28 protein-coding genes are annotated in these 23,968 nt (G+C 68.3%); 11 read left to right on the forward strand and 17 right to left on the reverse strand.

Annotated features, from left to right (window positions below):
* The first annotated feature begins 89 nt into the window (after window positions 1–89).
* Window positions 90–902, forward strand: coding sequence for a ParA family protein (locus KV396_RS00045; RefSeq protein ID WP_247622067.1), 813 nt, complete (start codon window positions 90–92; stop codon window positions 900–902).
* A gap of 70 nt (window positions 903–972) precedes the next feature.
* On the opposite strand, the gene KV396_RS00050 is transcribed toward KV396_RS00045, so the two are convergent.
* From KV396_RS00050 to KV396_RS00060, 3 genes are all read right to left on the reverse strand, one after another.
* Window positions 973–1,518, reverse strand: coding sequence for a MerR family transcriptional regulator (locus KV396_RS00050; RefSeq protein WP_247622066.1), 546 nt, complete (start codon window positions 1,516–1,518; stop codon window positions 973–975).
* Between the two features lie 99 nt (window positions 1,519–1,617).
* A complete protein-coding gene (gene ftsR / locus KV396_RS00055) occupies window positions 1,618–2,298 on the reverse strand; it encodes a transcriptional regulator FtsR (RefSeq protein WP_247956425.1) in 681 nt (226 codons plus the stop codon).
* On the reverse strand, window positions 2,298–2,783 hold the full coding sequence (locus tag KV396_RS00060) for an FHA domain-containing protein (RefSeq protein ID WP_247622064.1): 486 nt from the start codon (window positions 2,781–2,783) through the stop codon (window positions 2,298–2,300). Before KV396_RS00060 ends, ftsR begins: the two co-directional genes overlap by 1 nt.
* 112 nt (window positions 2,784–2,895) lie before the next feature.
* Between KV396_RS00060 and KV396_RS00065 the strand changes: the two genes are divergently transcribed.
* Together KV396_RS00065 and lpdA are read left to right on the forward strand one after the other, a co-directional pair.
* Window positions 2,896–3,558 (forward strand): copper resistance protein CopC, encoded by a 663-nt coding sequence (locus tag KV396_RS00065; RefSeq protein WP_247956426.1) that lies wholly within the window; start codon window positions 2,896–2,898, stop codon window positions 3,556–3,558.
* Between the two features lie 9 nt (window positions 3,559–3,567).
* On the forward strand, window positions 3,568–4,965 hold the full coding sequence (gene lpdA / locus KV396_RS00070) for a dihydrolipoyl dehydrogenase (protein ID WP_247631933.1): 1,398 nt from the start codon (window positions 3,568–3,570) through the stop codon (window positions 4,963–4,965).
* 90 nt (window positions 4,966–5,055) lie between these two features.
* Here the strand turns inward: lpdA and KV396_RS00075 are convergent, their stop codons facing one another.
* From KV396_RS00075 to KV396_RS00095, 5 genes are all read right to left on the reverse strand, one after another.
* Entirely contained in the window at window positions 5,056–5,772 is a 717-nt protein-coding gene (locus tag KV396_RS00075) for a methyltransferase domain-containing protein (RefSeq protein WP_247631932.1), read from the reverse strand.
* Window positions 5,762–6,928 carry a type III polyketide synthase gene (locus KV396_RS00080; RefSeq protein ID WP_247631931.1) on the reverse strand — a complete coding sequence of 389 codons (1,167 nt, stop codon included), beginning with the start codon at window positions 6,926–6,928 and terminating at the stop codon, window positions 5,762–5,764. The genes KV396_RS00075 and KV396_RS00080 overlap by 11 nt, the downstream gene beginning before the upstream one ends.
* Before the next feature lie 70 nt (window positions 6,929–6,998).
* Window positions 6,999–7,613, reverse strand: coding sequence for a CYTH domain-containing protein (locus tag KV396_RS00085; RefSeq protein ID WP_247956427.1), 615 nt, complete (start codon window positions 7,611–7,613; stop codon window positions 6,999–7,001).
* Complete coding sequence (locus tag KV396_RS00090; RefSeq protein ID WP_247622058.1) at window positions 7,606–7,818, reverse strand: response regulator; 213 nt, start codon at window positions 7,816–7,818, stop codon at window positions 7,606–7,608. The genes KV396_RS00085 and KV396_RS00090 overlap by 8 nt, the downstream gene beginning before the upstream one ends.
* Window positions 7,819–7,873: 55 nt before the next feature.
* Entirely contained in the window at window positions 7,874–8,344 is a 471-nt protein-coding gene (locus KV396_RS00095) for a prepilin peptidase (protein ID WP_247956428.1), read from the reverse strand.
* Window positions 8,345–8,498: 154 nt separating this feature from the next.
* Here KV396_RS00095 and KV396_RS00100 point away from each other — a divergent pair, with 154 nt between their 5' ends.
* From KV396_RS00100 to KV396_RS00110, 3 genes are read left to right on the forward strand one after another with little or no spacing between them, the layout of a single operon-like run.
* Window positions 8,499–9,263 carry a hypothetical protein gene (locus tag KV396_RS00100; RefSeq protein ID WP_247622056.1) on the forward strand — a complete coding sequence of 255 codons (765 nt, stop codon included), beginning with the start codon at window positions 8,499–8,501 and terminating at the stop codon, window positions 9,261–9,263.
* Entirely contained in the window at window positions 9,260–10,798 is a 1,539-nt protein-coding gene (locus tag KV396_RS00105; RefSeq protein ID WP_247631928.1) for a DNA polymerase Y family protein, read from the forward strand. Before KV396_RS00100 ends, KV396_RS00105 begins: the two co-directional genes overlap by 4 nt.
* Complete coding sequence (locus tag KV396_RS00110; RefSeq protein WP_247956429.1) at window positions 10,798–14,253, forward strand: error-prone DNA polymerase; 3,456 nt, start codon at window positions 10,798–10,800, stop codon at window positions 14,251–14,253. Before KV396_RS00105 ends, KV396_RS00110 begins: the two co-directional genes overlap by 1 nt.
* A 27-nt stretch (window positions 14,254–14,280) precedes the next feature.
* On the opposite strand, the gene KV396_RS00115 is transcribed toward KV396_RS00110, so the two are convergent.
* Both KV396_RS00115 and KV396_RS00120 read right to left on the reverse strand, forming a co-directional pair.
* Complete coding sequence (locus KV396_RS00115) at window positions 14,281–14,670, reverse strand: hypothetical protein (protein ID WP_247631926.1); 390 nt, start codon at window positions 14,668–14,670, stop codon at window positions 14,281–14,283.
* Window positions 14,671–14,943: 273 nt separating this feature from the next.
* Window positions 14,944–16,653: a long-chain-fatty-acid--CoA ligase gene (locus KV396_RS00120; protein WP_247956430.1), complete on the reverse strand. Its 1,710-nt coding sequence runs from the start codon at window positions 16,651–16,653 to the stop codon at window positions 14,944–14,946.
* Between the two features lie 211 nt (window positions 16,654–16,864).
* Between KV396_RS00120 and KV396_RS00125 the strand changes: the two genes are divergently transcribed.
* The 3 genes from KV396_RS00125 to KV396_RS00135 are packed head-to-tail and all read left to right on the forward strand — an operon-like array spanning window position 16,865 to window position 19,005.
* On the forward strand, window positions 16,865–18,025 hold the full coding sequence (locus tag KV396_RS00125; RefSeq protein WP_247956431.1) for an ice-binding family protein: 1,161 nt from the start codon (window positions 16,865–16,867) through the stop codon (window positions 18,023–18,025).
* 46 nt (window positions 18,026–18,071) lie between these two features.
* Window positions 18,072–18,779 carry a hypothetical protein gene (locus KV396_RS00130; protein ID WP_247956432.1) on the forward strand — a complete coding sequence of 236 codons (708 nt, stop codon included), beginning with the start codon at window positions 18,072–18,074 and terminating at the stop codon, window positions 18,777–18,779.
* Window positions 18,780–18,810: 31 nt separating this feature from the next.
* Window positions 18,811–19,005, forward strand: coding sequence for an excalibur calcium-binding domain-containing protein (locus tag KV396_RS00135; protein WP_247957613.1), 195 nt, complete (start codon window positions 18,811–18,813; stop codon window positions 19,003–19,005).
* 440 nt (window positions 19,006–19,445) lie between these two features.
* On the opposite strand, the gene KV396_RS16775 is transcribed toward KV396_RS00135, so the two are convergent.
* From KV396_RS16775 to KV396_RS00155, 4 genes are all read right to left on the reverse strand, one after another.
* The gene (locus tag KV396_RS16775) at window positions 19,446–19,718 is read right to left on the reverse strand and encodes a helix-turn-helix domain-containing protein (protein ID WP_323131832.1); all 273 of its coding nucleotides are present in this window, start codon (window positions 19,716–19,718) and stop codon (window positions 19,446–19,448) included.
* A complete protein-coding gene (locus KV396_RS00145) occupies window positions 19,715–19,900 on the reverse strand; it encodes a helix-turn-helix domain-containing protein (RefSeq protein ID WP_247956434.1) in 186 nt (61 codons plus the stop codon). Before KV396_RS00145 ends, KV396_RS16775 begins: the two co-directional genes overlap by 4 nt.
* 344 nt (window positions 19,901–20,244) lie before the next feature.
* Entirely contained in the window at window positions 20,245–20,661 is a 417-nt protein-coding gene (locus KV396_RS00150) for a hypothetical protein (RefSeq protein ID WP_247956435.1), read from the reverse strand.
* 78 nt (window positions 20,662–20,739) lie between these two features.
* A complete protein-coding gene (locus KV396_RS00155) occupies window positions 20,740–21,090 on the reverse strand; it encodes a GNAT family N-acetyltransferase (RefSeq protein ID WP_247956436.1) in 351 nt (116 codons plus the stop codon).
* A gap of 498 nt (window positions 21,091–21,588) precedes the next feature.
* Between KV396_RS00155 and KV396_RS00160 the strand changes: the two genes are divergently transcribed.
* Complete coding sequence (locus tag KV396_RS00160) at window positions 21,589–21,906, forward strand: hypothetical protein (RefSeq protein ID WP_247956437.1); 318 nt, start codon at window positions 21,589–21,591, stop codon at window positions 21,904–21,906.
* Complete coding sequence (locus KV396_RS00165; protein ID WP_247956438.1) at window positions 21,903–22,514, forward strand: hypothetical protein; 612 nt, start codon at window positions 21,903–21,905, stop codon at window positions 22,512–22,514. The genes KV396_RS00160 and KV396_RS00165 overlap by 4 nt, the downstream gene beginning before the upstream one ends.
* 130 nt (window positions 22,515–22,644) lie before the next feature.
* On the opposite strand, the gene KV396_RS00170 is transcribed toward KV396_RS00165, so the two are convergent.
* From KV396_RS00170 to KV396_RS00180, 3 genes are read right to left on the reverse strand one after another with little or no spacing between them, the layout of a single operon-like run.
* Window positions 22,645–23,091 (reverse strand): hypothetical protein, encoded by a 447-nt coding sequence (locus tag KV396_RS00170; protein ID WP_247956439.1) that lies wholly within the window; start codon window positions 23,089–23,091, stop codon window positions 22,645–22,647.
* The gene (locus tag KV396_RS00175; RefSeq protein ID WP_247956440.1) at window positions 23,088–23,642 is read right to left on the reverse strand and encodes a hypothetical protein; all 555 of its coding nucleotides are present in this window, start codon (window positions 23,640–23,642) and stop codon (window positions 23,088–23,090) included. The genes KV396_RS00170 and KV396_RS00175 overlap by 4 nt, the downstream gene beginning before the upstream one ends.
* Complete coding sequence (locus tag KV396_RS00180; RefSeq protein WP_247956441.1) at window positions 23,639–23,962, reverse strand: hypothetical protein; 324 nt, start codon at window positions 23,960–23,962, stop codon at window positions 23,639–23,641. The genes KV396_RS00175 and KV396_RS00180 overlap by 4 nt, the downstream gene beginning before the upstream one ends.
* Window positions 23,963–23,968 lie beyond the last annotated feature (6 nt).

Raw genomic sequence — 23,968 nt, forward strand, 5'->3', positions numbered from 1 at the left:
ACCTCTGGGAGCTCGATGTGCGCGTGGATGCACGCACATGGGGCGGGGCTGAGTGTCCCCCCAGACTAGGGCAAGGTAACGTGGAGTCCGTGCACGTACTCAGCGTCAGCTCTCTCAAGGGAGGCGTCGGCAAGACGACCGTGACCCTCGGCCTGGCCTCAGCGGCCTTCGCCCGGGGCGTCCGTACTCTCGTCGTCGACCTCGACCCGCAGTCCGATGTGTCCACCGGCATGGACATCCAGGTGGCAGGACGACTCAACATCGCCGATGTCCTGGCGAACCCGAAGGAGAAGGTCGTCCGCCAGGCGATCACCTCCAGCGGCTGGGCGAAGGTGCACCCCGGCACGATCGACGTGCTCATCGGCAGCCCGTCGGCGATCAACTTCGACGGCCCGCACCCCAGCGTGCGCGACGTGTGGAAGCTCGAAGAGGCCCTCGCGGCGGTCGAGGCCGACTACGACCTCGTTCTCATCGACTGCGCGCCGTCGCTCAACGCCCTCACGCGTACGGCCTGGGCCGCGAGCGACCGTGTGATGGTCGTCACCGAGCCCGGCCTGTTCTCGGTGGCCGCGGCCGACCGCGCCCTGCGCGCGATCGAAGAGATCCGCCGCGGACTCTCCCCCCGTCTGCAGCCGTTGGGCATCGTCGTGAACCGCGTGCGCCCGCAGTCGATCGAGCACCAGTTCCGCATCAAGGAACTGCGCGACATGTTCGGACCGCTCGTCCTCTCCCCCCAGCTCCCCGAGCGCACGTCGCTCCAGCAGGCGCAGGGCGCCGCCAAGCCGCTGCACATCTGGCCGGGCGACTCGGCGCAGGAACTCGCCGCCGACTTCGATCAGCTCCTCGATCGCATCATCCGCACGGGGCGCATCCCGGTCCCCGAGACCGGACAGCAGGCGTAACGCCTCGCAGACATGAGAAACGGCCATCCTCGACGAGGGTGGCCGTTCTTGTGTCCGGTCGGACGGCGAGTCAGGCGGAGCGCTTCGAGCGGCGGCTGGCCAGCTCGTCGACGGGGTCCGGAGCCGTGGGGTCGAACTCCACCAGGGTGGACTCGACCTCGCGGAGCACCTTGCCCACGGCGATGCCGAACACGCCCTGGCCGCGGCTGACGAGGTCGATGACCTCGTCGTTCGACGTGCAGAGGTACACCGAGGCTCCGTCGCTCATGAGCGTGGTGCCGGCGAGATCGCGGATGCCGGCGCGACGCAGTTCTTCGACCGCGGTGCGGATCTGCTGCAGCGAGATACCGGTGTCGAGAAGGCTCTTCACGAGCTTGAGCACGAGGATGTCGCGGAAACCGTAGAGACGCTGCGAGCCCGACCCGCTGGCGCCGCGGACGGTCGGGACGACCAGTTCCGTGCGCGCCCAGTAGTCGAGCTGGCGGTAGGTGATGCCGGCGGCACGAGCGGCGACCGCTCCGCGGTATCCGACCTCGTCGTCCATCGCCGGGAGACCGTCGGTGAAGAGGAGTTCGGGCACGAACCGCGGGTCGCCTGTGAGCTCATCCGCATTCATTTCAAATCCTCCCTGGAACGGTTACCTCCACGCTAGAGCAGCACCCCCGGGGCGGCAACGACATCCGCGACACCGCGAAGGTGTGTCGCAATCAGTTCGTTACGAAAGGACGCGCGTGAGCGCTTCCTTGACGAAGAGCCCGCGGACCTCGTCGATCTTCGACGCCAGTTCCGGCGCCAATTCGCTCGCCTTGGCGCGCGATGCGGCGTCGGTCCGCCGCAGCAGCGCGGAGAGCGCGGACTCGATGAGAGCGACCTCGCGGTCCGCCCCCTGACGCAGTGCGCGCAGGTGCCGCGGCTCGATGCCGTGGCGGTCGAGGGCGACCAATCCGCGCAGCAGGGCGACCGTGGCTTCGGGGTATGTCTCCTGCGCGGTGATGACGCCGGTGCTGATCGCGTCGTTCAGCAGCTGAGGGCCCGCACCCGCCGCGGAGAGCAGCTCGGTACGGCGGTAGCGGCGCGGCGTCGGGGTGATCGACGGCGGAGGCGCGATGGCTGCGGACTCCGTGCTCGCCTCGTCCAGCTGCTCGCGGATCACGCTCAGCGGAAGGTAGTGATCGCGCTGGAGCGTGAGACCGAGACGCAGGCGCTCGATGTCGGCCTGCGAGAACTTGCGGTAGCCCGACTCCGTGCGCGAGGGGGTGACGATCCCCTGCACCTCGAGGAACCGCAGCTTGCTGGAGGTGAGATCGGGGAAATCGGGCGTCAGACGTGCGAGGACCTGACCGATGCTCAGAAGACCCGCGGACGCAGATCGTTCGCGGGCCGGGGAAGCCGCCATCAGGCGTTGGCCGCTGCGCGGTCGACCGGAGAGGCGAAGAAGTTCAGCCGGAACTTGCCGACGCGCACCTCTGCTCCGTCGACCAGGGGGCTACGGTCGAACCGCTCGCCGTTGACGTACGTGCCGTTCAGCGACCGCTGATCGATGATCTCGAACGCCGCGCCGTTCCGAGTGACCTCGGCGTGCCGACGTGAGACCGTCACGTCGTCGAAGAAGATGTCGGCCTCGGGGTGACGCCCGATCGTGGTCACGTCGGTGTCGAGGAGGTAGCGTGCACCCGCCAGCGCGCCGGAGCGCACCAGCAGCAACGCGGATCCGGAGGGAAGCGCGGCGATCGCCGACTGCTCGACCTCGGTCAGTTCCACGCCGAAGGGAACGAACGACAGGTCGGAATCGTGCCCGAACGTCTGCGTCACGTCGTGCTTCTGCTCGCCGGATCGGTGAATCGCCGCTTCTGCGGCCGGTCGGCTCTCGCTGTCTGTCACTTTGCCCTCCTGATCGTCCAGACTATCGGATGCCGAGCCCCCCGCGGGAGCCGCATCCACAGTCGATTCCCACATTCAGGCATCGCACACCGGATATTCCTAGGGTGGTGGGGTGCAGACCACCATCATCCGGCGCTCGACCGCGCCCTTCGCTCTCGCCGCGGCCCTTCTCGCCGCCTTCCTCGTGCTCTTCGCGCCCCTGTCGGCTTCGGCGCATGACGACCTGATCTCCTCGTCTCCAGCGGCGGACTCGACGATTGATGTGCTCCCTTCGGAGATCGTCCTGACGTTCAGCGCTGACCTGATCAGCGGCGGGAACGGAACTGAAGTGCGGGTTCTCGACGCGAACGAGAATCTCGTGTCCGACGGGGACCCCATCGTCGAAGGTGCGACCGTAACCCAGCCGTTGCTCGCCGAGGCTGCCTCCGGCCTGTACCGCGTGCAGTGGCGGGTGGTCTCCAGCGACGGGCATCCAACGGCGAAGGAGTTCACCTTCACGGTCACGAACAGCACCCTGCCGACCACCGAACCGACGCCCGCCCCTACTGAGTCGTCCTCCTCGTCGTTCGCCCCCGCCCCGACCGCAACGCCCACCGCGACGCCGACCCTCACGGCCGACGAACCCGCGGACACCGCATCCTCACCGGCCTGGATCTGGATCCTCGTCGTCCTCGGCATCCTGGTGATCGCCGCGGGGATCACGCTCGCCGTCATCCTCTCCCGGCGTCGCCGGAGCGCCTCGCCGGCCGGTTCCGACGACTCCGCGGCGCGATAGGCTTAACGCATGCCTCATTACGACGTCGTCATCCTCGGTGCAGGTCCTGGTGGATACGTCGCTGCGGTTCGCAGCGCGCAGCTCGGCCTGTCCACCGCCATCATCGAGGAGAAGTACTGGGGTGGTGTCTGCCTCAACGTCGGCTGCATCCCCTCCAAGGCCCTCCTGAAGAACGCGGAGATCGCCCACACCCTGAAGCACAAGGCCGACTTCTTCGGCATCTCGGGCGAGTTCTCGCTCGACTACGGCAAGGCGTTCGACCGCAGCCGTGTCGTGGCCGACGGCCGCGTCAAGGGCATCCACTTCCTGATGAAGAAGAACAAGGTCACCGAGTACGACGGCCGCGGCACGTTCACCGGCCCGAAGGCCATCTCGGTCGCCAAGTCCGACGGCACGACCGAAGAGGTCACCTTCGACAACGTCATCATCGCGACCGGTTCGACGGTGCGCCTGCTCCCCGGCGTCACGCTCAGCGAGAACGTGGTCACCTACGAAGAGCAGATCATGAGCCGCGAGCTCCCCGAATCGATCGTCATCGTCGGTGCCGGCGCGATCGGCATGGAGTTCGCCTACGTCATGACGAACTACGGCGTGAAGGTCACGATCATCGAGTTCCTCGACCGTGCCCTCCCCAACGAGGACGCCGACGTCTCGAAGGAGATCGCCAAGCAGTACAAGAACTACGGCGTCGACATCCTCACCTCGACCAAGGTCGAGACGGTCGTCGACAACGGTTCGTCCGTCACGGTCACCTACACCGGCAAGGACGGCCAGTCCGGCTCGATCGAGGCCTCGAAGGTGCTCATGTCGATCGGCTTCGCCCCGCGCGTCGAGGGCTTCGGCCTCGAGAAGACCGGTGTCGAGCTCACCGAGCGCGGCGCGATCGCGATCGACGACCACATGCGCACCAATGTCGAGGGCATCTACGCCATCGGCGACGTGACCGCCAAGCTGCAGCTCGCCCACGTGGCCGAGGCCCAGGGTGTCGTCGCCGCCGAGACCATCGGCAACGCCGAGACCATGACCCTCGGCGACTACCGCATGATGCCGCGCGCGACGTTCTGCTCGCCGCAGGTGGCGTCGTTCGGCCTCACCGAGCAGCAGGCGAAGGACGAGGGGCGCGACATCAAGGTCGTCAGCTTCCCGTTCATGGCCAACGGCAAGGCGCACGGCCTCGGTGAGCCGGTCGGCTTCGTCAAGCTCATCGCCGACGCCGAGCACCTCGAACTCATCGGCGCCCACATGATCGGCCCCGACGTCTCGGAGCTGCTGCCCGAGCTGACGCTGGCCCAGAAGTGGGACCTCACCGCGCTCGAGCTGGCGCGCAACGTGCACACGCACCCGACGCTGTCGGAGGCACTGCAGGAGGGCTTCCACGGCCTCGCAGGACACATGATCAACTTCTGATCACCCGCGCGCCTCTCGAAGGCGCCGCCCACGAAGGCCCGGTCCGCGCTCGCGCGACCGGGCCTTCGTGCGTATGGCGGCCGTGCCTGCTCAGCCGAGCGGATGCTCCCACCGCAGTTCGAGCCGAGCCGGCAGCGCCGATCGCACGCGCCACCCCTCGGTGGTCACCGCGTCGAGCTCAGCCGCGGTGTAGGAGCGGCGGATGCTGCGCAGGCCGTCGATCCGGATGAACGAGTCCGCGAGGAGGTTCTTCGCGAACAGCGCCGTGCCCGCGGCGTAGAGCGCATAGGCGGCGCGTCCCCGCGCGATGTCCTGATGTGCGACGACGCCACCCGGCTCCACCAGCTTCTCGCTGTCGCGGAGGAGAGCCGTGAGTTCGGCGGAGTCGAGGTGGTGGAGCAGATGGTTCGAGACGACGATATCGAACCGCTCTCCGGCATCCGCGAGCGTCGCGCTGTCTGCGCATCGGTACTCGACCCCGGCCGTGCCGTCATGGGCGCGCGCCCAGTCGATCGCCCGCTCGTCCGGGTCGAGCGCCGTGATCCGAGCCGACAGCCCCTCTCGTCGAAGGCGTCCCGCCAGATACCGGCAGAGGTCTCCCCCGCCCGCCCCGATGTCGAGGATGCGCACCTCGCCGCGTCGTGCGCGCGGTCGTACGTGCCGCCGATAGAGCAGCCCCGGTCGCGACACCAGCGCGTTGACGACCGCGAAGCGCCGATACGTGCGCTCGAGCATCCGCAGATCGGCTTCGGGGTCGTCCATGAGCTCTCGCAGGCCGACCGCCCGCTCCCGGAGGTCAGGCGCCATGACCGCGCGGCGTCTCGACCGTCATCAGCGCGCTCTCCGCGGTGAGCCCCGGGCCGAAGGCCATCGCCGCGACACGATCTCCGCGCTGCGCGCCCTCCTCCTCGAGGATGCGCTTGAGCACGAACAGGATGGTGGCGCTCGACATGTTGCCGTTCTCGCGCAGCACGGCGCGCGCCGGGTGCAGCTGTGCGTCGCTCAGATGGAGACGCTCCTGGATCCGGTCGAGGATGCTGCGTCCCCCGGGATGGATCGCCCAGTGCGCGACCCGCTCGCCGATCGCGCCCTCCTCGAACGCGATCGACATGTCGTGCTCCCCGACGTACAGCGGGCGCAGCGCTCCGAGAATGGTCTCGCCGATGATCTGCGGCACAGCGGTCGAGAGGATCATCTCGAAGCCCTCGTCACCGATCGTCCAGGCCATGTCCTTCTCGCCCTCCGGCGCGATGGCCGTGTGGAAACGGTCGAGACTCAGCGCCGGCACCTCCGACGGCAGCTGGCGGGCCGTGACGATACCGGCCGCCCCTCCGTCGGCGAACAGCGAGGTCGCGACGATCGTGTCGGGGTCTTCGGAAGACCGCAGATGCAGGGTGCAGAGCTCGACGCTCACGACGAGGACGACGGCATCCGGATCCGCCGAGCAGAACTGGCTCGCCGCGCGCAGGGCCGGCATGGCGGCGTAGCAGCCCATGAAACCGAAATGGAAGCGCTGCACGCTGTCGGCCAGTCCGAGGGCGCGCACGATCTCGTACTCGGGTCCCGGGGCATGGAAGCCCGTGCACGAGACGGTGATCACGTGCGTCACATCGGATGCCTGAAGGTCGGGATCCTCCTCGATCGCCCGCTGCGCGACCTCCACGAACAGCCTCGTCGACTCGCGCACGTAGATGTCGTTGCGCGCCCGGGTGCCCGGCGCGAGCAACTGGCGCGTCGCCGGGGCGAAGAACACGGGCTCGTCCGTCTCGTGCAGCGGCGAGAACTCCTCGATCACGGTGTGTCGGGTGTCGATGCCGGAGCCGTCGAAGGATGCCGTGACGATCCGCTGCGCGAGCCGCCCGAGACCGGGCTGCTGCGCGAAGACGTCTCTCACCGCGTCCTGCGCGATGACGGTGTCGGGAACGATCGTCTGCAGCGAGCGCAGGACGGCGGGACGGCTCATGGTGTCACTCAAGCACGCGGCCTGTTCCCGGGGGAAGGGGGTTGTGCCGTGTCGCGACCTCTGCGAAGGCTCAGAAGCCGAGTGCGCGGGCGAGCTTCGATCCGGAAGAGGCGTCGCGCCCGCCGGCCGTGCGCACCGCGGCCTCGACCGCGGAGAAGAAAGCCTCGCGACCGTCGGCGTCCGCGGGCGCGGCCGGCCCCAGCTCCATCTCCCACTCGCGCCACGCGCGCTCGACCCCCTGGCGGAGGTCGGTGGCGCGGACCCGGTCGTCGACGAACTCGGCGATCACGCCGTCGGGTCCGGTGAGGAGATACGCGGTCCGGTCATTGCGGATGCGCGCCAGGGGCGTCAACGGGTCGGTGGCCCAACGAGCGACCGTGGCGGCGACGGCATCCGGGATTCCCTCGCCGTCTCCGAGCGGCCATCCCAGCTCGAGCCGGCCGTCGCCCTCGCGCGGACCCTTGACGTGCCAGCCCGCATCGGGACCGCCGGTGCGTCGACGCAGCGCCACTCCGGAGCGCGACAGCGCCCCGTCGGCCGTATCGAAGTACTGGGCGTCGAGGTCGCGGGACTCACCGTCCGTGACGGTGTCGACTCCGGGGATCGCGTCCCAGCGAGGGAGCGGCGTCGCATCGTCGACGTCGAACTTGCGCTCGACCTCGACGGTGCGAGACGGCTCAGTCATCGTTGGACGTGAGGTCCTCGAGGGACTCGTCGTACCAGTAGTCGATCTCGGTGGGGCCGTCGTCGGAGCCGGTGTTCTGCGGCTCGCCGCGACGGTTGTACACCACCTGCGTCTCGCTGTAGGGGACGATCAGCTTGTCGTCCGCGTCGCCGAGGGGAATGATCTGCCCGTCCAGCGGGCCGCCGTGAAGTCGTGCGAGTGCCATGCCCTCACCCTATCGCCGCGCTCCGACCTTCGGGCGGAGAACCGGCGGGTCCGGGTCAGACGGCGAGGACGCCGAGCACCGCACCGACGATCATCCAGGGACCGAAGGCGATGCGCGTGGTGCGATCGGCCCGCCGGAGCGCCATGAGCCCCAGGGCGTACAGCGCGCCGAGCACGAAAGCGGATGCCGCGCCCACCGCGAGGGCCGTCCATCCGTGCCAGGCCAGCACCAGGCCGATCACGGCCGCGAGCTTCACGTCGCCGCCTCCCATGCCCGAGCGACTCAGCAGACGCAGCAGTGCGTAGAAGCCGCCGAGCACGATCATGCCCAGGAGCGCGCGGATCGACGGCGCCCGGTCGCCGGTCGCGAGTGCATCGACGAGTGCGAGCAGCAGGAGTCCCGCGAGGGTCGGGAGCACGATGCGATCGGGCAGGCGGTGGGTGCGCGCGTCGATGACGAGCAGCCACCCGCCGATGCCGAGCAGCATGAGGTGGACGAGCCCGACGAGGGCGAAGCGCGTATCCATCCCGGAAGGCTAGGAGATTCCGGTTCCGTCCCGCGGGGCGCTGTGGATAACCTCGGCCTGCCGCCCGGACGCCCGTTCGTGCAATGTCCGATGTACGAATTAGCATCGACTCCATCACTTGATTAATTCGAATATTCGTTCGAGGATGGAAACCATGGGGATCGGGCTCGATGCGGTGACCGCGCTCTCTCCGAACAGCGATGCGCGTGCGGGAGAGGTGCTTCGTCTGCGCCGCGAGATCAGTCGGATGCAGCGCCGCCGCAGCGACCAGGCGGTGCTGCCGCTCGACCCCGCCCTCTCCTCCATCCTCCCCGACGAAGGCCTCCTCGCCGGCACCGCGTACACGCTCTCCCCCTCGCCGAGCCTCGTCCTCGCCCTGTTGAGCGCGGCATCGCAGAAAGGGCACTGGTGCGCCGTCGTCGGTATGCCGACGCTCGGCGTCGAGGCGGCCGCGGGCTTCGGAATCGATCTCGACCGGCTGATCCTGGTGCCCGATCCCGGCGATCGCTGGTTCGCCGCGACCTCCGCCCTCGCCGAAGTCGTGCCGCTGATCGCCGTGCACCCCGGAACACGGTTGCGCGACGCCGACGTCTCCCGGCTGAGCGCCCGGCTGCGCGATCGTGGCTCCACGCTGCTCGTCACCGGCGTCTGGCCGCAGAGCGAGGGGTCCATCCGCGTGCACGACCCGCAGTGGAACGGCCTCGGCGCGGGCTGGGGGCTGCTGTCCGACCGCACGGTGACCGTGACCGCGCAGACCCGCCGACGTCCGCTCGCTTCCAGCGTTCGCGTGCGACTGCCCGGGCGTGACGGTGCGCTCGAGTCCGTGACGACCGAGCTCGCCGCGCTCCCCTCTCTGCCCGCGCGCACGCAGAGCCCTGCGCCGGCGCCCGAGCTCCTCCGTTGGGCGGAGGCCGGATGAGCGCCCCTCTCCGCGTCCTGGTGCTGTGGTTCCCCGACTGGCCGCTGCGCGCCGCACTGGGCGACGCGCTCCCGCACCCGCCGACGGCCCTGATGCAGGCGAACATCGTCGTCGCCTGCACCGCTTCCGCCCGCGAGCACGGAGTGCGGGTCGGGCAGCGCCGTCGCGAGGCGCAGGGGCGCCTCTCCTCCCTGCGCGTACTCCCCCACGACCCCGACCGCGACGAGCGTGCTTTCCTCCCCGTACTGCAGCTCATCGAGGAGCACGCCCCCGGCGTCACGCTGCTGCGACCGGGACTCGCGGTGCTCCGCGCTCGCGGGATCTCCCGCTATCACGGCGGCGAGGAGGCTGCCGCGGCCTGGCTCGTGACGCAGCTCACGGAGGCCGGGTTCCCCGAGGTGCGCATCGGCGTCGGCGACGGCCCCTTCACCGCGGAGACCGCCGCCCGCGGGCCGCAGCGCTGCACCGTCGTGCCGCCGGGTGAGGCACGGGAGTTCCTCGCGCCGTTCCCCGTGCAGGTGCTGCGCGACGAGCAGATCACCGGCCTCCTCCTCCGCCTCGGGGTCCGCACCCTCGGAGAGTTCGCCGCCCTCGGCCCCGTCGACGTGCGCGATCGCTTCGGCGAGCGCGGCGCCCGTCTCCGGGCGCTGGCCGCGGGCGCGGACTCGCAGCGCCTCGCGCCCCGCCCTCCCGACCCCGAACTGATGCGGAGCGTGGAGTTCGAGACCCCACTGGGTGGCGCGGATCAGGTGGCCTTCGCCGTGCGGCAGACGGCCGATGCGGTAATGCTCGCGCTGGGCGAGGCATCCGTCGTCTGCACCGAGGTGCGCATCGACCTGACCGACGACAACGGGCAGGTGTTCTCCCGACCGTGGCTGCACCCCTCGTGCTTCGACGCCTCCGACCTGGTCGACCGGGTGCGCTGGCAGCTGGAGGCGCTGGCGGCGCAGACCGCGAAGGATCCCGTCGACGAGGCACGGGCGTTCGGCGGGATCTCGGCGGTGCGGATCGTGCCGGTCGCGGTCGATGACGCCGCTCACCACCAGCCGGGGCTCTTCGGCTCCGGCACGGACGAACGCCTGCACCACGCCGTGTCTCGCGTGCAGACCATGCTGGGGCACGAGGGCGTGGTCACCGCCGCGCTCGCCGGCGGACGGTGGCTCGCCGACCGCCAGGTGCTCACTCCCTGGGGTGAGCGCGCGGTCGCTCCGCGCGACCCCGCATCCCCCTGGCCCGGGAGCCTGCCCGATCCGCTTCCCGCCGAGGTCTTCCGCCCGCCCCGTCCCCTCGGGGTCACCGGAGCCGACGGTGCCGCGATCCGCATCGACGAGCGCGGAGCCCTCTCCTCCGATCCCGCGTTCATCGACGGCACCGCCGTGCACGCGTGGGCAGGCCCCTGGCCCGTGCACGAGCGCCGCTGGGCATCGGGCGGAGGCAAGAAGGGACACCGCTTCCAGGTCATCGACGACCGGGATCGCGCCTGGCTGGTGTTCTGCGCCGGTGGGCGCTGGTGGGCTGAGGGGCGTTACCGCTGATGGGTTTCCACAACCCGCCTCTGAAGTGGGGCGAGCTGGCTCGCACCCTGAGCGGCGAGCCACCGCCCGCGAGCGCCGAGCCCTCCGGGGCGCGGGCCGATCCGGGCCCGGTGAGCAGGCGACGCAAGAGCATCCCGCCGTCGTCCGTGCCGCGCCCCGATGACGCCGTGCCCTACGCAGAGTTGCACGCCCACTCCTCGTACTCGTTCCTCGACGGCGCGTCCTCCCCCGAGGCGCTCCTGATCGAGGCCGAGCGCCTCGGACTCAGCGCCCTCGCGCTCACCGACCACGACGGCTTCTACGGTGCCGCGCGCTTCGCCGAGGTCGCCGAGCTCATGGACGTCCGGCTGCAGACCGTCTTCGGAGCAGAACTGTCGCTCGATCTCCCGGCCCCGCAACGCGGCACGCCCGATCCGGCCGGCGAGCACCTGCTCGTCCTCGCCCGCGGGATGGAGGGCTACCACCGGCTCTCCGGAGTCATCACCGCCGCGCAGCTGCGGGGCGGCGAGAAGGGCCGCCCCGTCTACGATCTCGACGAGCTCGCGGCGAGCGCCGGAGGCCACTGGACCATCCTGACCGGATGCCGCAAAGGTGCGGTGCGTCAGGGGCTCGAACGCGGTGACGCCCGGGCGCCGTTGCAGCACCTCGTCGACCTCTTCGGCGCAGAGCACGTCGCCGTCGAGCTCTTCGACCACGGAGATCCGCTCGACACCCGCCGCAACGACGTGCTCGCGGAGTTGGCGGGACGGATGCACCTCCCCGTCGTCGCGACGAACAACGTGCACTACGCCGCCCCGCAGCAGGCGCCGCTCGCCGAGGCCGTCGCCGCGGTCCGGGCGGTACGCAGCATGGATGAGCTCGATGGATGGCTCCCCGCGCACGGGGGCGCGCATCTGCGCAGCGGCGCCGAGATGACGGCGCGCTTCCGGCGGTACCCCGGAGCCATCTCCTCGGGGCTCGAGCTGGCCGCGGCATCCGCCTTCCCCCTGCGTCTCGCCCGCCCCGCCCTCCCCCGGCAGAAGGTCCCCGAGGGTCACACCCCGATGAGCTGGCTGCGCCGACTCGTCTGGGATGCCGTGCCCTCGAAGTACCCCCGCATCGACGACGCCGGGCGGAGTCGGATCGAACGCGAACTGAACGTGATCGAGGAGAAGGACTTCCCCGGCTACTTCCTCATCGTTCACGGCATCGTCGCCGAGGCCCGTCGCCGAGGCATCCTCTGCCAGGGGCGCGGGTCGGCCGCGGCGAGCGCGGTCTGCTACCTGTTGGGGATCACCGCCGTCGACCCGATCCTGTACGGGCTGCCCTTCGAGAGGTTCCTCGCCACCACCCGTCAGGAGGAGCCCGACATCGACGTCGACTTCGACTCGCGACGCCGGGAGGAGATCATCCAGTGGGTGTACGCCGAGTACGGCCGGGAGCGCGCCGCACAGGTGGCGAACGTGATCCAGTACCGGCCGAAGAACGCCGTGCGCGACATGGCCAGGGCGCTCGGGCACTCCCCGGGACAGCAGGACTCGTGGTCGCGGCAGGTCGACGGCTGGGGTGCCGGGCTGGAGCCCGCAGAAGGGCACGACATCCCCGAGAGCGTTCTCGCCTACGCCGGTGAGCTGATGAAGGCGCCGCGCCACCTCGGCATCCATTCGGGCGGGATGGTGCTCACGGCACGTCCGGTCGGCGAGGTCGTTCCGGTCGAGCACGCACGCATGGAGAACAGGACCGTCATCCAATGGGACAAGGACGACGCGGCGTTCATGGGCCTGGTCAAGTTCGACCTGCTGGGTCTCGGGATGCTGGCGGCCCTGCAGCACTGCTTCGACCTGATCCACGAGGCGACGGGCGAGCTCTGGACGCTCGAGACCCTCCCCAAGGAGGAGCCCGGCGTCTACGACATGCTCTGCCGCGCCGACTCGATCGGTGTCTTCCAGGTGGAGTCCCGGGCGCAGATCGGGTTGCTGCCCCGCTTGCAACCACGGAGCTTCTACGACCTCGCGATCCAGATCGCCCTCATCCGTCCGGGCCCCATCCAGGGCGGGGCGGTGCACCCGTTCGTGCAGCGCAAGATGGCGAAGGACAGGGTCGACGAGGAGAACAGGGAACGCGCGGCCCGAGGTGAGGCGCCCGTCGACTTCCCGATCCCCTATCCGCACGCGGATCTCGAGCCGATCCTGAAGCGCACCCTGGGCATCCCGATCTTCCAGGAACAGCTGATCCAGATGGCGACCGCGGTCGGCGACTGCACCGCCGACGAGGCCGACCTGCTCCGTCGGGCGATGGGATCCAAGCGGGGCCTGGAGAAGATCGAGAAGGTGCGCGAGAAGCTCTACGCGGGCATGGCACGACGCGGACTCGATGAAGCGGCATCCGATCGCATCTACGCGCAGATCCAGGCGTTCGCGAACTTCGGCTTCGCGGAGTCGCACTCGCTGTCGTTCGCCCTCCTCGTCTACGCCAGCTCCTGGCTGAAGCTGCACTACCCCGCTGCCTTCCTCGCCGGCCTCCTGCGTTCGCAGCCCATGGGGTTCTACTCCGCGGCGACGCTGACGGCGGATGCCCGTCGGCACGGCGTGGAGGTGCGCCGCCCCGATCTGCAGGTCTCCGGGGCCACCGAGACGCTCGAACCGCTCACCGGAGCAGAGGGCCGGATGCCGACGGGCCGCGACTCCTGCCGCGTCATGCCCCAGCCGCCGACGCTGCGCTTCGACCGCGATGCCCCGGACGAATCCGAGGCCCACCGTCGCGATGGCGGCTACGCCGTGCGGATGGGGCTCAGCGGGGTGCGTGGGATCGGGGTGCCGATGGCCGAGCGGATCGTCGCGGAGCGCGAGGCGCACGGCCCGTATCGCGATCTGAACGATCTCGTGCGGCGCACGGATGCCACGGCCGCGCAGCTCGAGGCGCTCGCGACCGCCGGGGCATTCGCCTGCCTCGGTCTGGAACGCCGAGAGGCCATCTGGCTCGCGGGGGCGGCAGCCGATGACCGCTCCCGCTTCCTGCCGGGGACCAGCGTGTCTGTGCAGCCTCCCCTCTTCGCCGATCAGAGCAGCTACGAACGCCTCTCCGCCGATCTGTGGGCCACCGGGGTCTCGACCGACGACCACCCGATGCTGCACTTCCGCGCGGCATTGGGCGAGCGCGGCGTGCTCACCTCCGCCGATCTGCGCACCCACGAGACGGGCCGCCGTGTCGAGGTCGCCGGCCTCGTCACCCACCGCCAGCGACCGGCGACCGCGGCGGGCGTGACCTTCGTGAATCTCGAAGACGAGACGGGACTCGTCAACATCATCTGCTCGGCGGGCGTCTGGAACCGCTACCGCCGGGTCGCTCGGGACTCCCCCGCACTGATCATCCGGGGAATCCTCGAACGATCCGAGGAAGGGGTCATCAATGTGCTCGCGGATGCCTTCGACGATCTGCGCACCGGCCTCTCCCACCGCTCGCGGGACTTCCGATGAGTACCCATGCGCCGGAGGGTCGTCCACTTACCAGAAGCGCTCGGACTCCTCGACGGGCGGCGGGCGATCGGATCCGCCCCAGCGGTCGGCTTCGGCTTTGGCGGCGTCGGCTGCGGCATCCGCCTCGCGCAGCGCGACCTTCGCGCCGACCGGACCCGGTCCGCGGACATCCAGACGCAGCTCCGTGCGCGAGCCGGTCGACGACACGCCGATCGTGCAATCCAGCACCCTGCCCAGCCAACGCACCTCATCGACGCCGGCAGCCTCTTCGACGAGCCAATAGCGGATGTTCGTCTCGAGATCGCGAACGGCGATCGCGAGCGTCTCGCCACTGAGCGGATCGAGCTGCTCGGTCACCTCGACGCGGTGGCCCTGCGCGATGGCGATCTGCCCCGGAAACACGATCGATCTGTCCATGACTCCACCTTAGGAAGCATCCGCTCGAGGCGGTAGGGACCCCGGAAAATCACGACTTTCAAAAAAGTTTGTCCCCCAAATGGCGGACAAGACAATTTCGGGATATTCTGATATGCGTAGCGGGGGCTACAGGGGCTGAGGACTGGGGAATCAGCCCCAAGAGAGAGCAGCGAGTTTTCATCGCCGCCTCCCCACCGTCCGGGAGGACGGTGAAGCCCTCTCGAGAAGACCTGCGTGGGGCAGACGACTCGAGAGGGCTCATCCCCCGTCGCGCTAGATCTCCTCCTGGAGCATCCGCTGACGGACGTCCTTCCGGAGAACCTTCCCGATCAGCGACCGGGGCAGATCGTCCATCGGCACGATCCGTCGCGGAACCTTGTAGGCCGCGAGGCGGGTGCGGCAGTAGTCCCGGAGCGCCTCCATCTCGATCGCCGCCGAGGCGTGCAGCACGACCGCGGCCGCCACCATCTCGGCACCATCGCCGCGCGGGAGAGCCACGACCGCGGCATCCTCCACGTCCGGGTGCGACCGCAGCGCCTCCTCCACCTCGCTGGGCGAGACGTTGAATCCTCCAGTGATGATGAGCTCTTTACGGCGATCGACCACCGTCACGAAGCCGTCCTCCGACACGGTGACGATGTCTCCGGTGCGCACCCAGCCTCCCGGCAGGAGGGTCTCGGCCGTCTCCTCCGGGCGCCCCCAATAGCCCGAGAACACCTGCGGCCCGTGGATGAGCAACTCGCCCGGATCGCCGGCTGCCACGTCGATCTGCGGATCGTCGGGATCGACCACCCGGATGGTCGTGCTCGGGAACGGGACTCCGACGGTTCCGGGACGCCGCGACGGGCCGACGGGGTTGCCGAGGGCGACGGGCGAGGTCTCGGTCATCCCGTAGCCCTCCACGAGGAGTCCGCCGGTGACTTCCTCCCAGCGTGCGACCGTCGACACAGGCAGGCTCATCGCCCCCGAGATGGCGAATCGCACGGTCGAGAGATCGAGGCCGTCGCGGGATGCCGCGCGCGTCAGACGGTCGTAGATCGGCGGCACTGCGGGGAGGAACGTGGGCGGAGACTTGCGCACGGCCGTCGAGACGAGGCCGACGTCGAACGTGGGGAACAGCACGAGCTTGGCTCCGATGCCCATCGCGAACGTCAGGCAGAGCGTCATCCCGTAGGCATGGAACAGCGGCAGCACGCCGTAGACCGTCTCCTCGCCCTCACGGAGGCCGGGCAGCCAGGCACGACCCTGCATCGCGTTCGCGCGGAGGTTGCGATGGGTGAGCATCGCGCCCTTGGGCTCGCCGGTGGTTCCGCTCGTGTACTGCAGCAGGGCGATGTCGTCGAGTTCGGGGCCGGGTGCGCGCCGCGGCAGCGGCCGGGAGCGCTCGATGCTCTCCCAGTCGCGGATGCCGCGACCCCGCGGTGCTTTGGCGGTCAGAGCCGCGCGCGCGTCGCGCGCCCGTGGGACCGGCAGACGCAGCGCCAGGCGTTGCGCGGCCGGCATCGCCCGCGTCAGATCGACGGTGAGGATGTGCGCCGGGCGCACGTCGGACGGGAACGCCGCAACGGTGTCGGCGACCTTGTTCCACACGATGGCGAACGTCGCACCGTGATCCTCGAACTGATGGCGCAGCTCGCGCGGCGTGTAGAGCGGGTTGTGCTCGACGACGATCGCGCCGAGTCGCAGCGCCGCGTAGAAGGCGACGACGTGCTGAGGGCAGTTCGGGAGAACGAGAGCGACCCGGTCTCCCTTTCGCACGCCGAGGCTCCGGAGACCGGCGGCCGCGCGCCTGACCCGCTCGTCAAGATCGGCGTAGCTGGTGCGCGCGCCGAAGAACTCGAGCGCCGTACGCTTCGCGTGCTTCTTGGCGCTCTGCCGGAGCATCTCGGGGAGGATCTGAGTCACCTCGTCGATCTCGTGCGGCACGCCCTCGGCGTAGGCATTCAGCCAGGGCTTGGCGTCGGAAAGTGATTCGTGGTCCATCCGGTCCTCCTCGGCACGGGCGCCGTGCTGCCCAGTCTAGAAGCGGGAGGAATGGGGATGCTGAGTCCGTGAGCGCGGGAGCGCCCAGGTCACGATTGAGTGGTCAGTTCCGCCCGGATCGGGAGCATTGATATATCGGTGATAGACAGGCGGGAGGTGCCGACCTGTTGACCCCCGTCGATGACGAGCCCTCCTGAACGGAAGGAACGTCATGTTCCCCTCGCGTAGACCCGCCATCATCCTCGCGGCGGCCGTCGCCGCCGTCCTTCTCGTCTCCTCCCCGAATGCGGCATCCGCCGACACGACGATCGACGGCCCGATCGACCTCGGTACCGCAACCCCGTTCGCCGTGCTGGCAGCCGCGGCGGTCACCAACACCGGACCCTCGGTGCTCGACGGCGATCTCGGACTCAGCCCCGAGACCTCGATCACCGGCTTCCCTCCGGGAACCGTGAACGGCACTGTGCACCAGACCGACGCCGTCGCCGCCCAGGCGCAGGTCGATCTGACGACGGCATACGATGTCGCAGCCGGCCTGACGCCGACCGTGTCCGGGCTGGGCGATCTCGCAGGGGCCGCGCTCACCCCTGGCGTCTACGCGGGTGGCGAGCTCTCGCTTTCGGGTGCACTCACGCTCGAGGGTACGGCAGAGTCCGTCTGGGTCTTCCAGGCCGCATCCACTCTCACGATCGGGACCGGCGCGACCATCATCCTGACGGGCGGTGCGAGCGCCTGCAACGTGTTCTGGCAGGTGGGGTCGTCCGCCACGATCGGCTCGGCAGCTCAGTTCATCGGCACCGTCATGGCAGACGTCTCCGTCACGGCGCAGACCGCCGCGACCGTCGAGGGCAGGTTGCTGGCCCGCACCGGAGCCGTGACACTCGATGACAACGTCATCGTCGCTCCGAGTGGCTGCTCTGCTCCCGGCACGGTGAGCACAAGCCCCGAGGTCACCTCCGGCGCACCGGCGAACGGCGAGACCGATGTGGACTACACGCACACGATCACCGCCACCGGTACCCCGGCTCCGACATACGCGATCGCCGAGGGCTCCCTGCCTCCCGGACTCGCGCTCGATGGGATCACCGGCGTCATCATCGGAACGCCGACCGCACCCGACACCTTCCCCTTCACAGTCGTGGTGAGCAACGGGACCTCGCCCGATGTCGTGGTCGCGTATGAGATCACGATCGCGCCCGCGGTCGTCGCCGCACCGCCGGCAGGACCGGTCGTCGGAGCACCTCAGGCGCCGGTTTCACCAGAGCTCGCCGAAAGCGGACTCGATCTCGGTGCCGGGCCGTTGGCCGGCGTGCTGCTGGTTCTCGGAGCGACCGCGCTTCTGCTGCGAAGGCGTCCGCGCATCGACGCCTGATCCGCACGACATCGGCGATGCGCGGTCGCTGCGTATGGTGACCGCGGTGCAGAACGTGCTTGCCGGATGCGGGCCGCAGACGGCCGTCGTTCCGGCGCTTCCGGACGACCGCCCTGCCACACCGGCATCGCCGACCGATTACTACATCACGAAGTACGACGGGACGATCTGGGCGGTCACAGGCACATCCATCACCGCCCTCACCTCCGCGCAGTGGAAGACGGCGGGCACTCCCACTCCTCGACCGGCACCGACCAGCTATGTCAAGTACGCGTGGTCGCCCACCATCAGCGCCGTCACGATCTTCGGCACCGACAGGTCGCGCTGGATCTGGAAGCACGTGAGCGCAGCCGAGTGGAAGAAGGCGGGCAACCCGAAGCCGCGCAACGCCGGGTGGATCGAAGGGTCGACCTACTATCAGTGGGCTGGATCCTCGCAGATCTTCGTCCAGGATGTGGGCGGAACCAAGCATGCGCTGACCGGCCCGGAGTGGGTGGCAGCCGGAAAGCCGGCCTTCGAGAAGCGCGCGAACCAGGCCTTCGTCAAGCTCTCCTGGAACTCCAGCATCGGCTTCCTGACCGATTACGCACAGGGGTTGGGCTCGCCCCGTGAGCGCGGCGCGCTGGAAGGCGGAGGGAAGCCCGACGCCGGTCGTGCGCACGCGCTTCCCGAACGACAAGGTCTGGCAGAACTACGGCAGCGGCACGATCTACTACTCCGGCCCGACGGTTTCGAAGGCGCTCACGGCCGCTGAGTACAAGGCGCTGGGTTCACCCCGCCCGGAGATGAGGGGAACGCCTCCGAAGCCGACCACTCCCCCCAAGCCGACCGCGCCGCCGAAGCCGAACTTCGACAAGAACTGCTCTGACTACCCTTCGCAGGCGGCCGCCCAAGCAGATTTCGACAAGTACTACCCGTGGTACGGGGATGTGTTCGGGCTCGACCGTGACAAGGACGGAATCGCCTGCGAGTCCAACTAGACGCGGGATGTTCGGCGGCTCGTCAGCAGGAGGCGGACGAGCCGCCGGGCACGAAAAAGCCCCGGAGCTCCGCGTCGTTCAGCGGTTCTCCGGGGCTTCTATCTGGTCGGGCTGACAGGATTTGAACCTGCGACCCCTTGTCGAGAAACGGGGGTATGACACACTTAGACACTTGCGGACAGTGACCCTATTTAATGCTGCTCCATCAGGTACTTTCGCCCTTTCACCGCCGACACCGGCAGACACTGATATACACTCGCGAACTTCGCCATGTGAGACGAATATGAGACGTTAGTCGGGATCTGCGCCACCCGAACGGCTCTCCCTGTCCGCACGCTCGGAGTCACGTCGCGCGAGGTTCTCGAGTATTCGCGCGGCGATGTCTCCCGCACGACGCCATGCAGCATCCGAGGGCTCGTTGCGAGCAATGAACTCAGCACTCAACGGAACTCCCTCGCCGCCCACTCGCGTACATCTTCCGGGCGGTACCGGATGAGTGCACCCCGAGAAACCGCTTGCGGACCTTCGCCCCGGCTTCTCCAATTGCGCAGTGTTTGCTCCGCGATCCCGAGCATGCGGGCCGCTTCGCCGGATCTGAGGAGCACAGGGGCGACCGCCCCCTCTGGATTTGCAGTGTCCGGAGCCCCTACCATCGCCGCGACCCTGACGGCGATCGCGTCGACTAGGGGCTCCAGATCAACGCTAAGTCTCATCGGGCAGCCTCGAGGATGCGGTACACCTGCATGCGCGAGAGCCCGGAGGCGCGCGCGATCTCGGTTGGGCTCATGCGCGGGTCGCCGGCGGCCGCCGCGCGGATCGCTTCGTCGCGCTCGGTGCGCCACGTCTCGAGCTGCTTGACGGCCTCGCGGATGCGCTCGGCGGGGTCAGCGGCCACGGCGTGCACCTCGGATCGCGACGATGAGCGCAGCGATGCTGAGCGCGAGCGCGGCGATGCTGATGGTGCCGATGAGCAGTTCCATCTCGGTCCCCTTTCGGTATGGTGGAGGGAGTCGGCCCCGAGGTACTTGGTTTACCTCGGGGCCTTCCTCTGTCAGTCGCGGCGTCGGTTCCGTTTCGCTGTCTGCCAGAGGATTACCGCAGTGATCATGTTGATCAGAGCGGTGAGGATGCCGATGATTTCCATCGGTTCCTCCCTCCTGCCGGGCGCCTTGCCCGACACAAGAAGTGTAACACGACGTGACACCAGAGTGCAACATCATGTTACAGGGCAATCGTGCCTCAACTCCCCGCCGGGCGCATCGCCCATCCACGCGGAAGCCCCCGATCGCCACGCTCCTCCGCGCAGGTCGAGCACTCCGTCGACCCGCTCGTACTCTCATTCCGAGAGCGCATCGTCCACGTCGCCATCCTCCCGCACCCGTTCACGCACGGCCGCTCCACCACCCGTCCACCAACGACCCCGGCGACGCGGTTCGTCGCGACACCGAGCAGCGCGCCGACCACCGGCACCGGGACATCGGGATAGTCCCAGTACAGGACTCGCGCGAGATCTCGATCGGCTGCACCCCCGGCCGAACGGCCAGTGATCGCCCCCGCGACCGCACGCGCCGCTTCGGCGACCCGATCCTGCGCGGCGTCGCGCTCGGCCTCCGCCACGCTCAGGCGATCGAGCGCGCGATCCAGATCCTCACCCATGCGCCCAGTCTGCACGACATCGGCACCCCACGAGCCCCAAACGCACAATGTGCGCACCGAATCGACGATGGATAGGGCCTAGCCTTCACCATCATCGACGATTGCGGCATCCACTACGTCCTCATCTACCAGTTCGATCCGATCGTCGCCGAGATGGATCGCCCATGTTTCTAGACCAGACTCTTCGTGGAGACCAATGGATTCGAAGCCAGCACGTTGAAATAGCTTCTTGCTCGCTGAGTTCTTTTCATGGATCTGGCAGAAGATGTCGCGATACCCATCTTCGACATACTCACGCTCGAGAGTGATCCTGTTGATCACGAAAGCAAGCAATTCGTCAGCAACATGGTTCTGGGAGACACGTTGCGCCCGGGCAACAGCCCTGATGTAAAACGCTTCTTCTTCATGACGAGGTTCGTACATGCCCACCGCTGCGAGGCCACCGGAGTCGTATCCGACTATCAGGCGGTGCGTCTTCAGCGGAGGTCGCAGACCTCGTAAGCCTGTCTGCACTCGCATCTGCCAGGGCTGTGGATGCTTTGGCTGATGTGTTACTGGGTCGCGGCTAGCCTTCGGCGGGTCGGTGCAAACGAATCGTTGGAGATGCTCGCGGTCAGAGTGCGAAGCTTCCCGCCAATTAAGCGGCACGCTTACTAGCGCGCCAGGACGCAAGGTGTGACTTCGCGGGTTCGCCCGGATCCTGCATGAAAGATTCCTCGATGCGAGAGCGTTCGTAGTCGGTGAATCCATCGGATCCAACAGTCAGGCGCCGCAGAGTCACCTGACCAAGTTCGAAAGCTGCAGTGGAGGACATCTTGTGAGTCTAACGGTCGCTACCCCTCGAGGGGTAGCGACCTACATCAGTGATGTGTCCGGGGCTCGACATAGAATCGAATCCTCTCGGCCGGAGGAAGGAAACTGCCGGCTATGGGGAACCCTGGGGCCACGCTCTCCGCGTACCGCGACATGCGCTCACAGCACGACGTCATCCTCTCCGCCGCGAAACGCGGCCCGCTGCAGACGCTCACCGAGCGCGAGCTCGACATCCGTGAACAGCCCGTCACGATCTACCCGCGGCCCGCCTCGGTGCGCGCGTGGGTGCGGTTCGGACCTGAGGCCGTGCGCGTCGACGCGAAGGTGATGCGCTCCACTCCCCTCGCCGCAGGAATCGAGTTCCGCGCCGGCGACCAGACCTTCCGCTGCTGGGTGTGGGGTAATGCCGTACAGCCGATCCCCGACGTGTGACGCTGTCAGAGCTGAGGGATCGCCCCTCCGAAGAAAACCGCAACGGCCGCAGACAGTGCGGCGGCGAGACGGACTCGAACTGCTACGTTGCAAGAGTGATCCCGACGAACAGCAACCCCCTGTCTGCGAACGCGCCCAGAAGGACGTCAACGTCGGGTCTGAGGTACGCGCTCGGCGCAGCAGTCACCGTCTTGCTCGTTGCGCTCACGGGATGCGCTGCCGAAGAGATTAGCCCGACACCAAGCCCTACGGAATCACCGCGCGAGTCTGCGAGGTCCACGGAATCACCGCGACCCGCGTCCACGTCAGAGGCGACGCCCGACGCGGCCTTCACGTCAGAAGAACTCATCGAGCTCTGCATCGAGAAGACCGAAACCAACTTCCCCGACGCCCCCGAGTTCCTCACCGCCGAAGCCACCATCGAATCCGTGGAATCCGACCACCCCTGGTTCATCCTCGTGCCCGTGGGAGGTGACTTCGAGGGCTGGCTCACGTACTGCACTATCGGTGGAACCCCCGTCGACCCCTCGTACCAACTCCACGGGGCGGCCATTGCATCGATGGAGCAAGAGATCCGCGAATGGGCCGGGGCAGCGCCGAAGGAGTAGATCGGTATACGGTCGACGCGACGTCGCTCACCCGGCGCCCCGCGGCCCGCGGCCCGCGACGTAGCCGTTCAGACGACCAGACCTTCCGCTGCTGGGTATGGGGCAACGCCGTGCAGCTCGCCGACGAGGCCTAAGCTTCGGCTGCTTCCGGCTCCCCGGGCTCTTCGACCGCCGGCGGGTGAAGCCGCCCACGCGCTTGAGCTCGCCGCGATAGATGCTTCGCGATGCGCTTTGTGGCGCTGGTGCTCGGCGAGGGATTGAAGTCGATGGACACGTGACCTTCAGGTGCCCCGTTGAGGAACTCGTCGAGGTACGGCGCGACGTCGTCGCAGATGCCGTTCGTTCGCACCTCGCCGACGGTCACAGCCCAGCTGCCTTCCGAACTGTTCTTCGCGGCGATGAACTCTAGATGGGCACGCTCCGCTCCCACCGTCTCGTGGCGAGTCGACAGCAGCGACTGATGGTTAGGCCCGGGCACGAATGCGGCGCTCGAGACCTTTCCGCCCGGGAGATGGATCAGAGGCACCTGTCGATAGAGCAGCGTGCGGGGCTCCGTCAGCTCGGTTCCCGCCGTCACTTCGCGCTACCCGCGCTCAGCAGCTGCTGCAGCTCGACTGAGCTATACGGGACGTGCTTCTCGCTGATGAGAGCACCAGACTGATCTTCCTCGACGAAGACGATGGAGTTGTCGCGCTCGATCGACACCAGGTACTCGCGGTCGTGAGACTCCCATTCGACGACGATCGATCCGTCTGCTGCGGGCGAGATCCTGGCCTCCGCATCGATGGCGCTGTGGGCGGCGACGAGTTCGTCGATGGCCACCAAGGTGGGCGCGAGGGAACTCTCCCCCAGCCAACCGTCGCTGAGCTCGCGGAGGTCGTTGACGGTCTTCATGAATTCCACCCCCAGAGGTGCGGCAGCTGCGTCGTGCTGTGTGGATGCCGTCAGCGGGATCGATGAGTTCGAATACGCGATCACTTTCGGTCGGTACGTGAATATAGCACCGTCACCTGTGTTCTCGCGATAGTGAGGCACGTCCGGTCGCGGGACCGAGTGCGCTGACACGGGCGCGAGGAAGATGGTCGCGGCCGCGACGGCGACCTTGACCTTCACCGTGCCGGAGCTCATGGCTGCTGCTTGGCCTGATCCACGAAGGCGTCGATCAGTTCCCGGAACTCGACGAGGCGCTCGAACGTCAGCGAGAACGTCCCGACAGCAGCGATAGGCAGCACCAGCCCGTTGACAGCCTCGGGCGGAAGCGTTCCGTCCGGCTCCGGGACGAACGCCGGCGGCGTGACGTGGCCGAGCGAAAGAAAGTACTCCCCCGACTTTCCGTTCTTCGTTGTCGGGCCCTCTTGGAGCAGAATCTGGTTGATCGGCGCCGGCACGTTCATCGGATTGATCTGCCACACGGTCTGCACCTGGATCTGCGGGTTGTCGTTGACCATACGGCG

This window comes from Microbacterium galbinum (assembly GCF_023101185.1).
Classification (GTDB): domain Bacteria; phylum Actinomycetota; class Actinomycetes; order Actinomycetales; family Microbacteriaceae; genus Microbacterium; species Microbacterium galbinum.

What these genes read in the sequence shown, in the direction of transcription:
- KV396_RS00050 (WP_247622066.1), bottom strand. Translation starts at nt 1,518, where the DNA reads ATGAATGCGGATGAGCTCACAGGCGACCCGCGGTTCGTGCCCGAACTC.
- ftsR (WP_247956425.1), bottom strand. Translation starts at nt 2,298, where the DNA reads ATGGCGGCTTCCCCGGCCCGCGAACGATCTGCGTCCGCGGGTCTTCTG.
- lpdA (WP_247631933.1), top strand. Translation starts at nt 3,568, where the DNA reads ATGCCTCATTACGACGTCGTCATCCTCGGTGCAGGTCCTGGTGGATAC.
- KV396_RS00075 (WP_247631932.1), bottom strand. Translation starts at nt 5,772, where the DNA reads ATGGCGCCTGACCTCCGGGAGCGGGCGGTCGGCCTGCGAGAGCTCATG.
- KV396_RS00080 (WP_247631931.1), bottom strand. Translation starts at nt 6,928, where the DNA reads ATGAGCCGTCCCGCCGTCCTGCGCTCGCTGCAGACGATCGTTCCCGAC.
- KV396_RS00085 (WP_247956427.1), bottom strand. Translation starts at nt 7,613, where the DNA reads ATGACTGAGCCGTCTCGCACCGTCGAGGTCGAGCGCAAGTTCGACGTC.
- KV396_RS00090 (WP_247622058.1), bottom strand. Translation starts at nt 7,818, where the DNA reads ATGGCACTCGCACGACTTCACGGCGGCCCGCTGGACGGGCAGATCATT.
- KV396_RS00095 (WP_247956428.1), bottom strand. Translation starts at nt 8,344, where the DNA reads ATGGATACGCGCTTCGCCCTCGTCGGGCTCGTCCACCTCATGCTGCTC.
- KV396_RS00100 (WP_247622056.1), top strand. Translation starts at nt 8,499, where the DNA reads ATGGGGATCGGGCTCGATGCGGTGACCGCGCTCTCTCCGAACAGCGAT.
- KV396_RS00105 (WP_247631928.1), top strand. Translation starts at nt 9,260, where the DNA reads ATGAGCGCCCCTCTCCGCGTCCTGGTGCTGTGGTTCCCCGACTGGCCG.
- KV396_RS00110 (WP_247956429.1), top strand. Translation starts at nt 10,798, where the DNA reads ATGGGTTTCCACAACCCGCCTCTGAAGTGGGGCGAGCTGGCTCGCACC.
- KV396_RS00115 (WP_247631926.1), bottom strand. Translation starts at nt 14,670, where the DNA reads ATGGACAGATCGATCGTGTTTCCGGGGCAGATCGCCATCGCGCAGGGC.
- KV396_RS00120 (WP_247956430.1), bottom strand. Translation starts at nt 16,653, where the DNA reads ATGGACCACGAATCACTTTCCGACGCCAAGCCCTGGCTGAATGCCTAC.
- KV396_RS00125 (WP_247956431.1), top strand. Translation starts at nt 16,865, where the DNA reads ATGTTCCCCTCGCGTAGACCCGCCATCATCCTCGCGGCGGCCGTCGCC.
- KV396_RS00135 (WP_247957613.1), top strand. Translation starts at nt 18,811, where the DNA reads ATGAGGGGAACGCCTCCGAAGCCGACCACTCCCCCCAAGCCGACCGCG.
- KV396_RS16775 (WP_323131832.1), bottom strand. Translation starts at nt 19,718, where the DNA reads ATGAGACTTAGCGTTGATCTGGAGCCCCTAGTCGACGCGATCGCCGTC.
- KV396_RS00150 (WP_247956435.1), bottom strand. Translation starts at nt 20,661, where the DNA reads ATGGGTGAGGATCTGGATCGCGCGCTCGATCGCCTGAGCGTGGCGGAG.
- KV396_RS00160 (WP_247956437.1), top strand. Translation starts at nt 21,589, where the DNA reads ATGGGGAACCCTGGGGCCACGCTCTCCGCGTACCGCGACATGCGCTCA.
- KV396_RS00175 (WP_247956440.1), bottom strand. Translation starts at nt 23,642, where the DNA reads ATGAGCTCCGGCACGGTGAAGGTCAAGGTCGCCGTCGCGGCCGCGACC.
- KV396_RS00180 (WP_247956441.1), bottom strand. Translation starts at nt 23,962, where the DNA reads ATGGTCAACGACAACCCGCAGATCCAGGTGCAGACCGTGTGGCAGATC.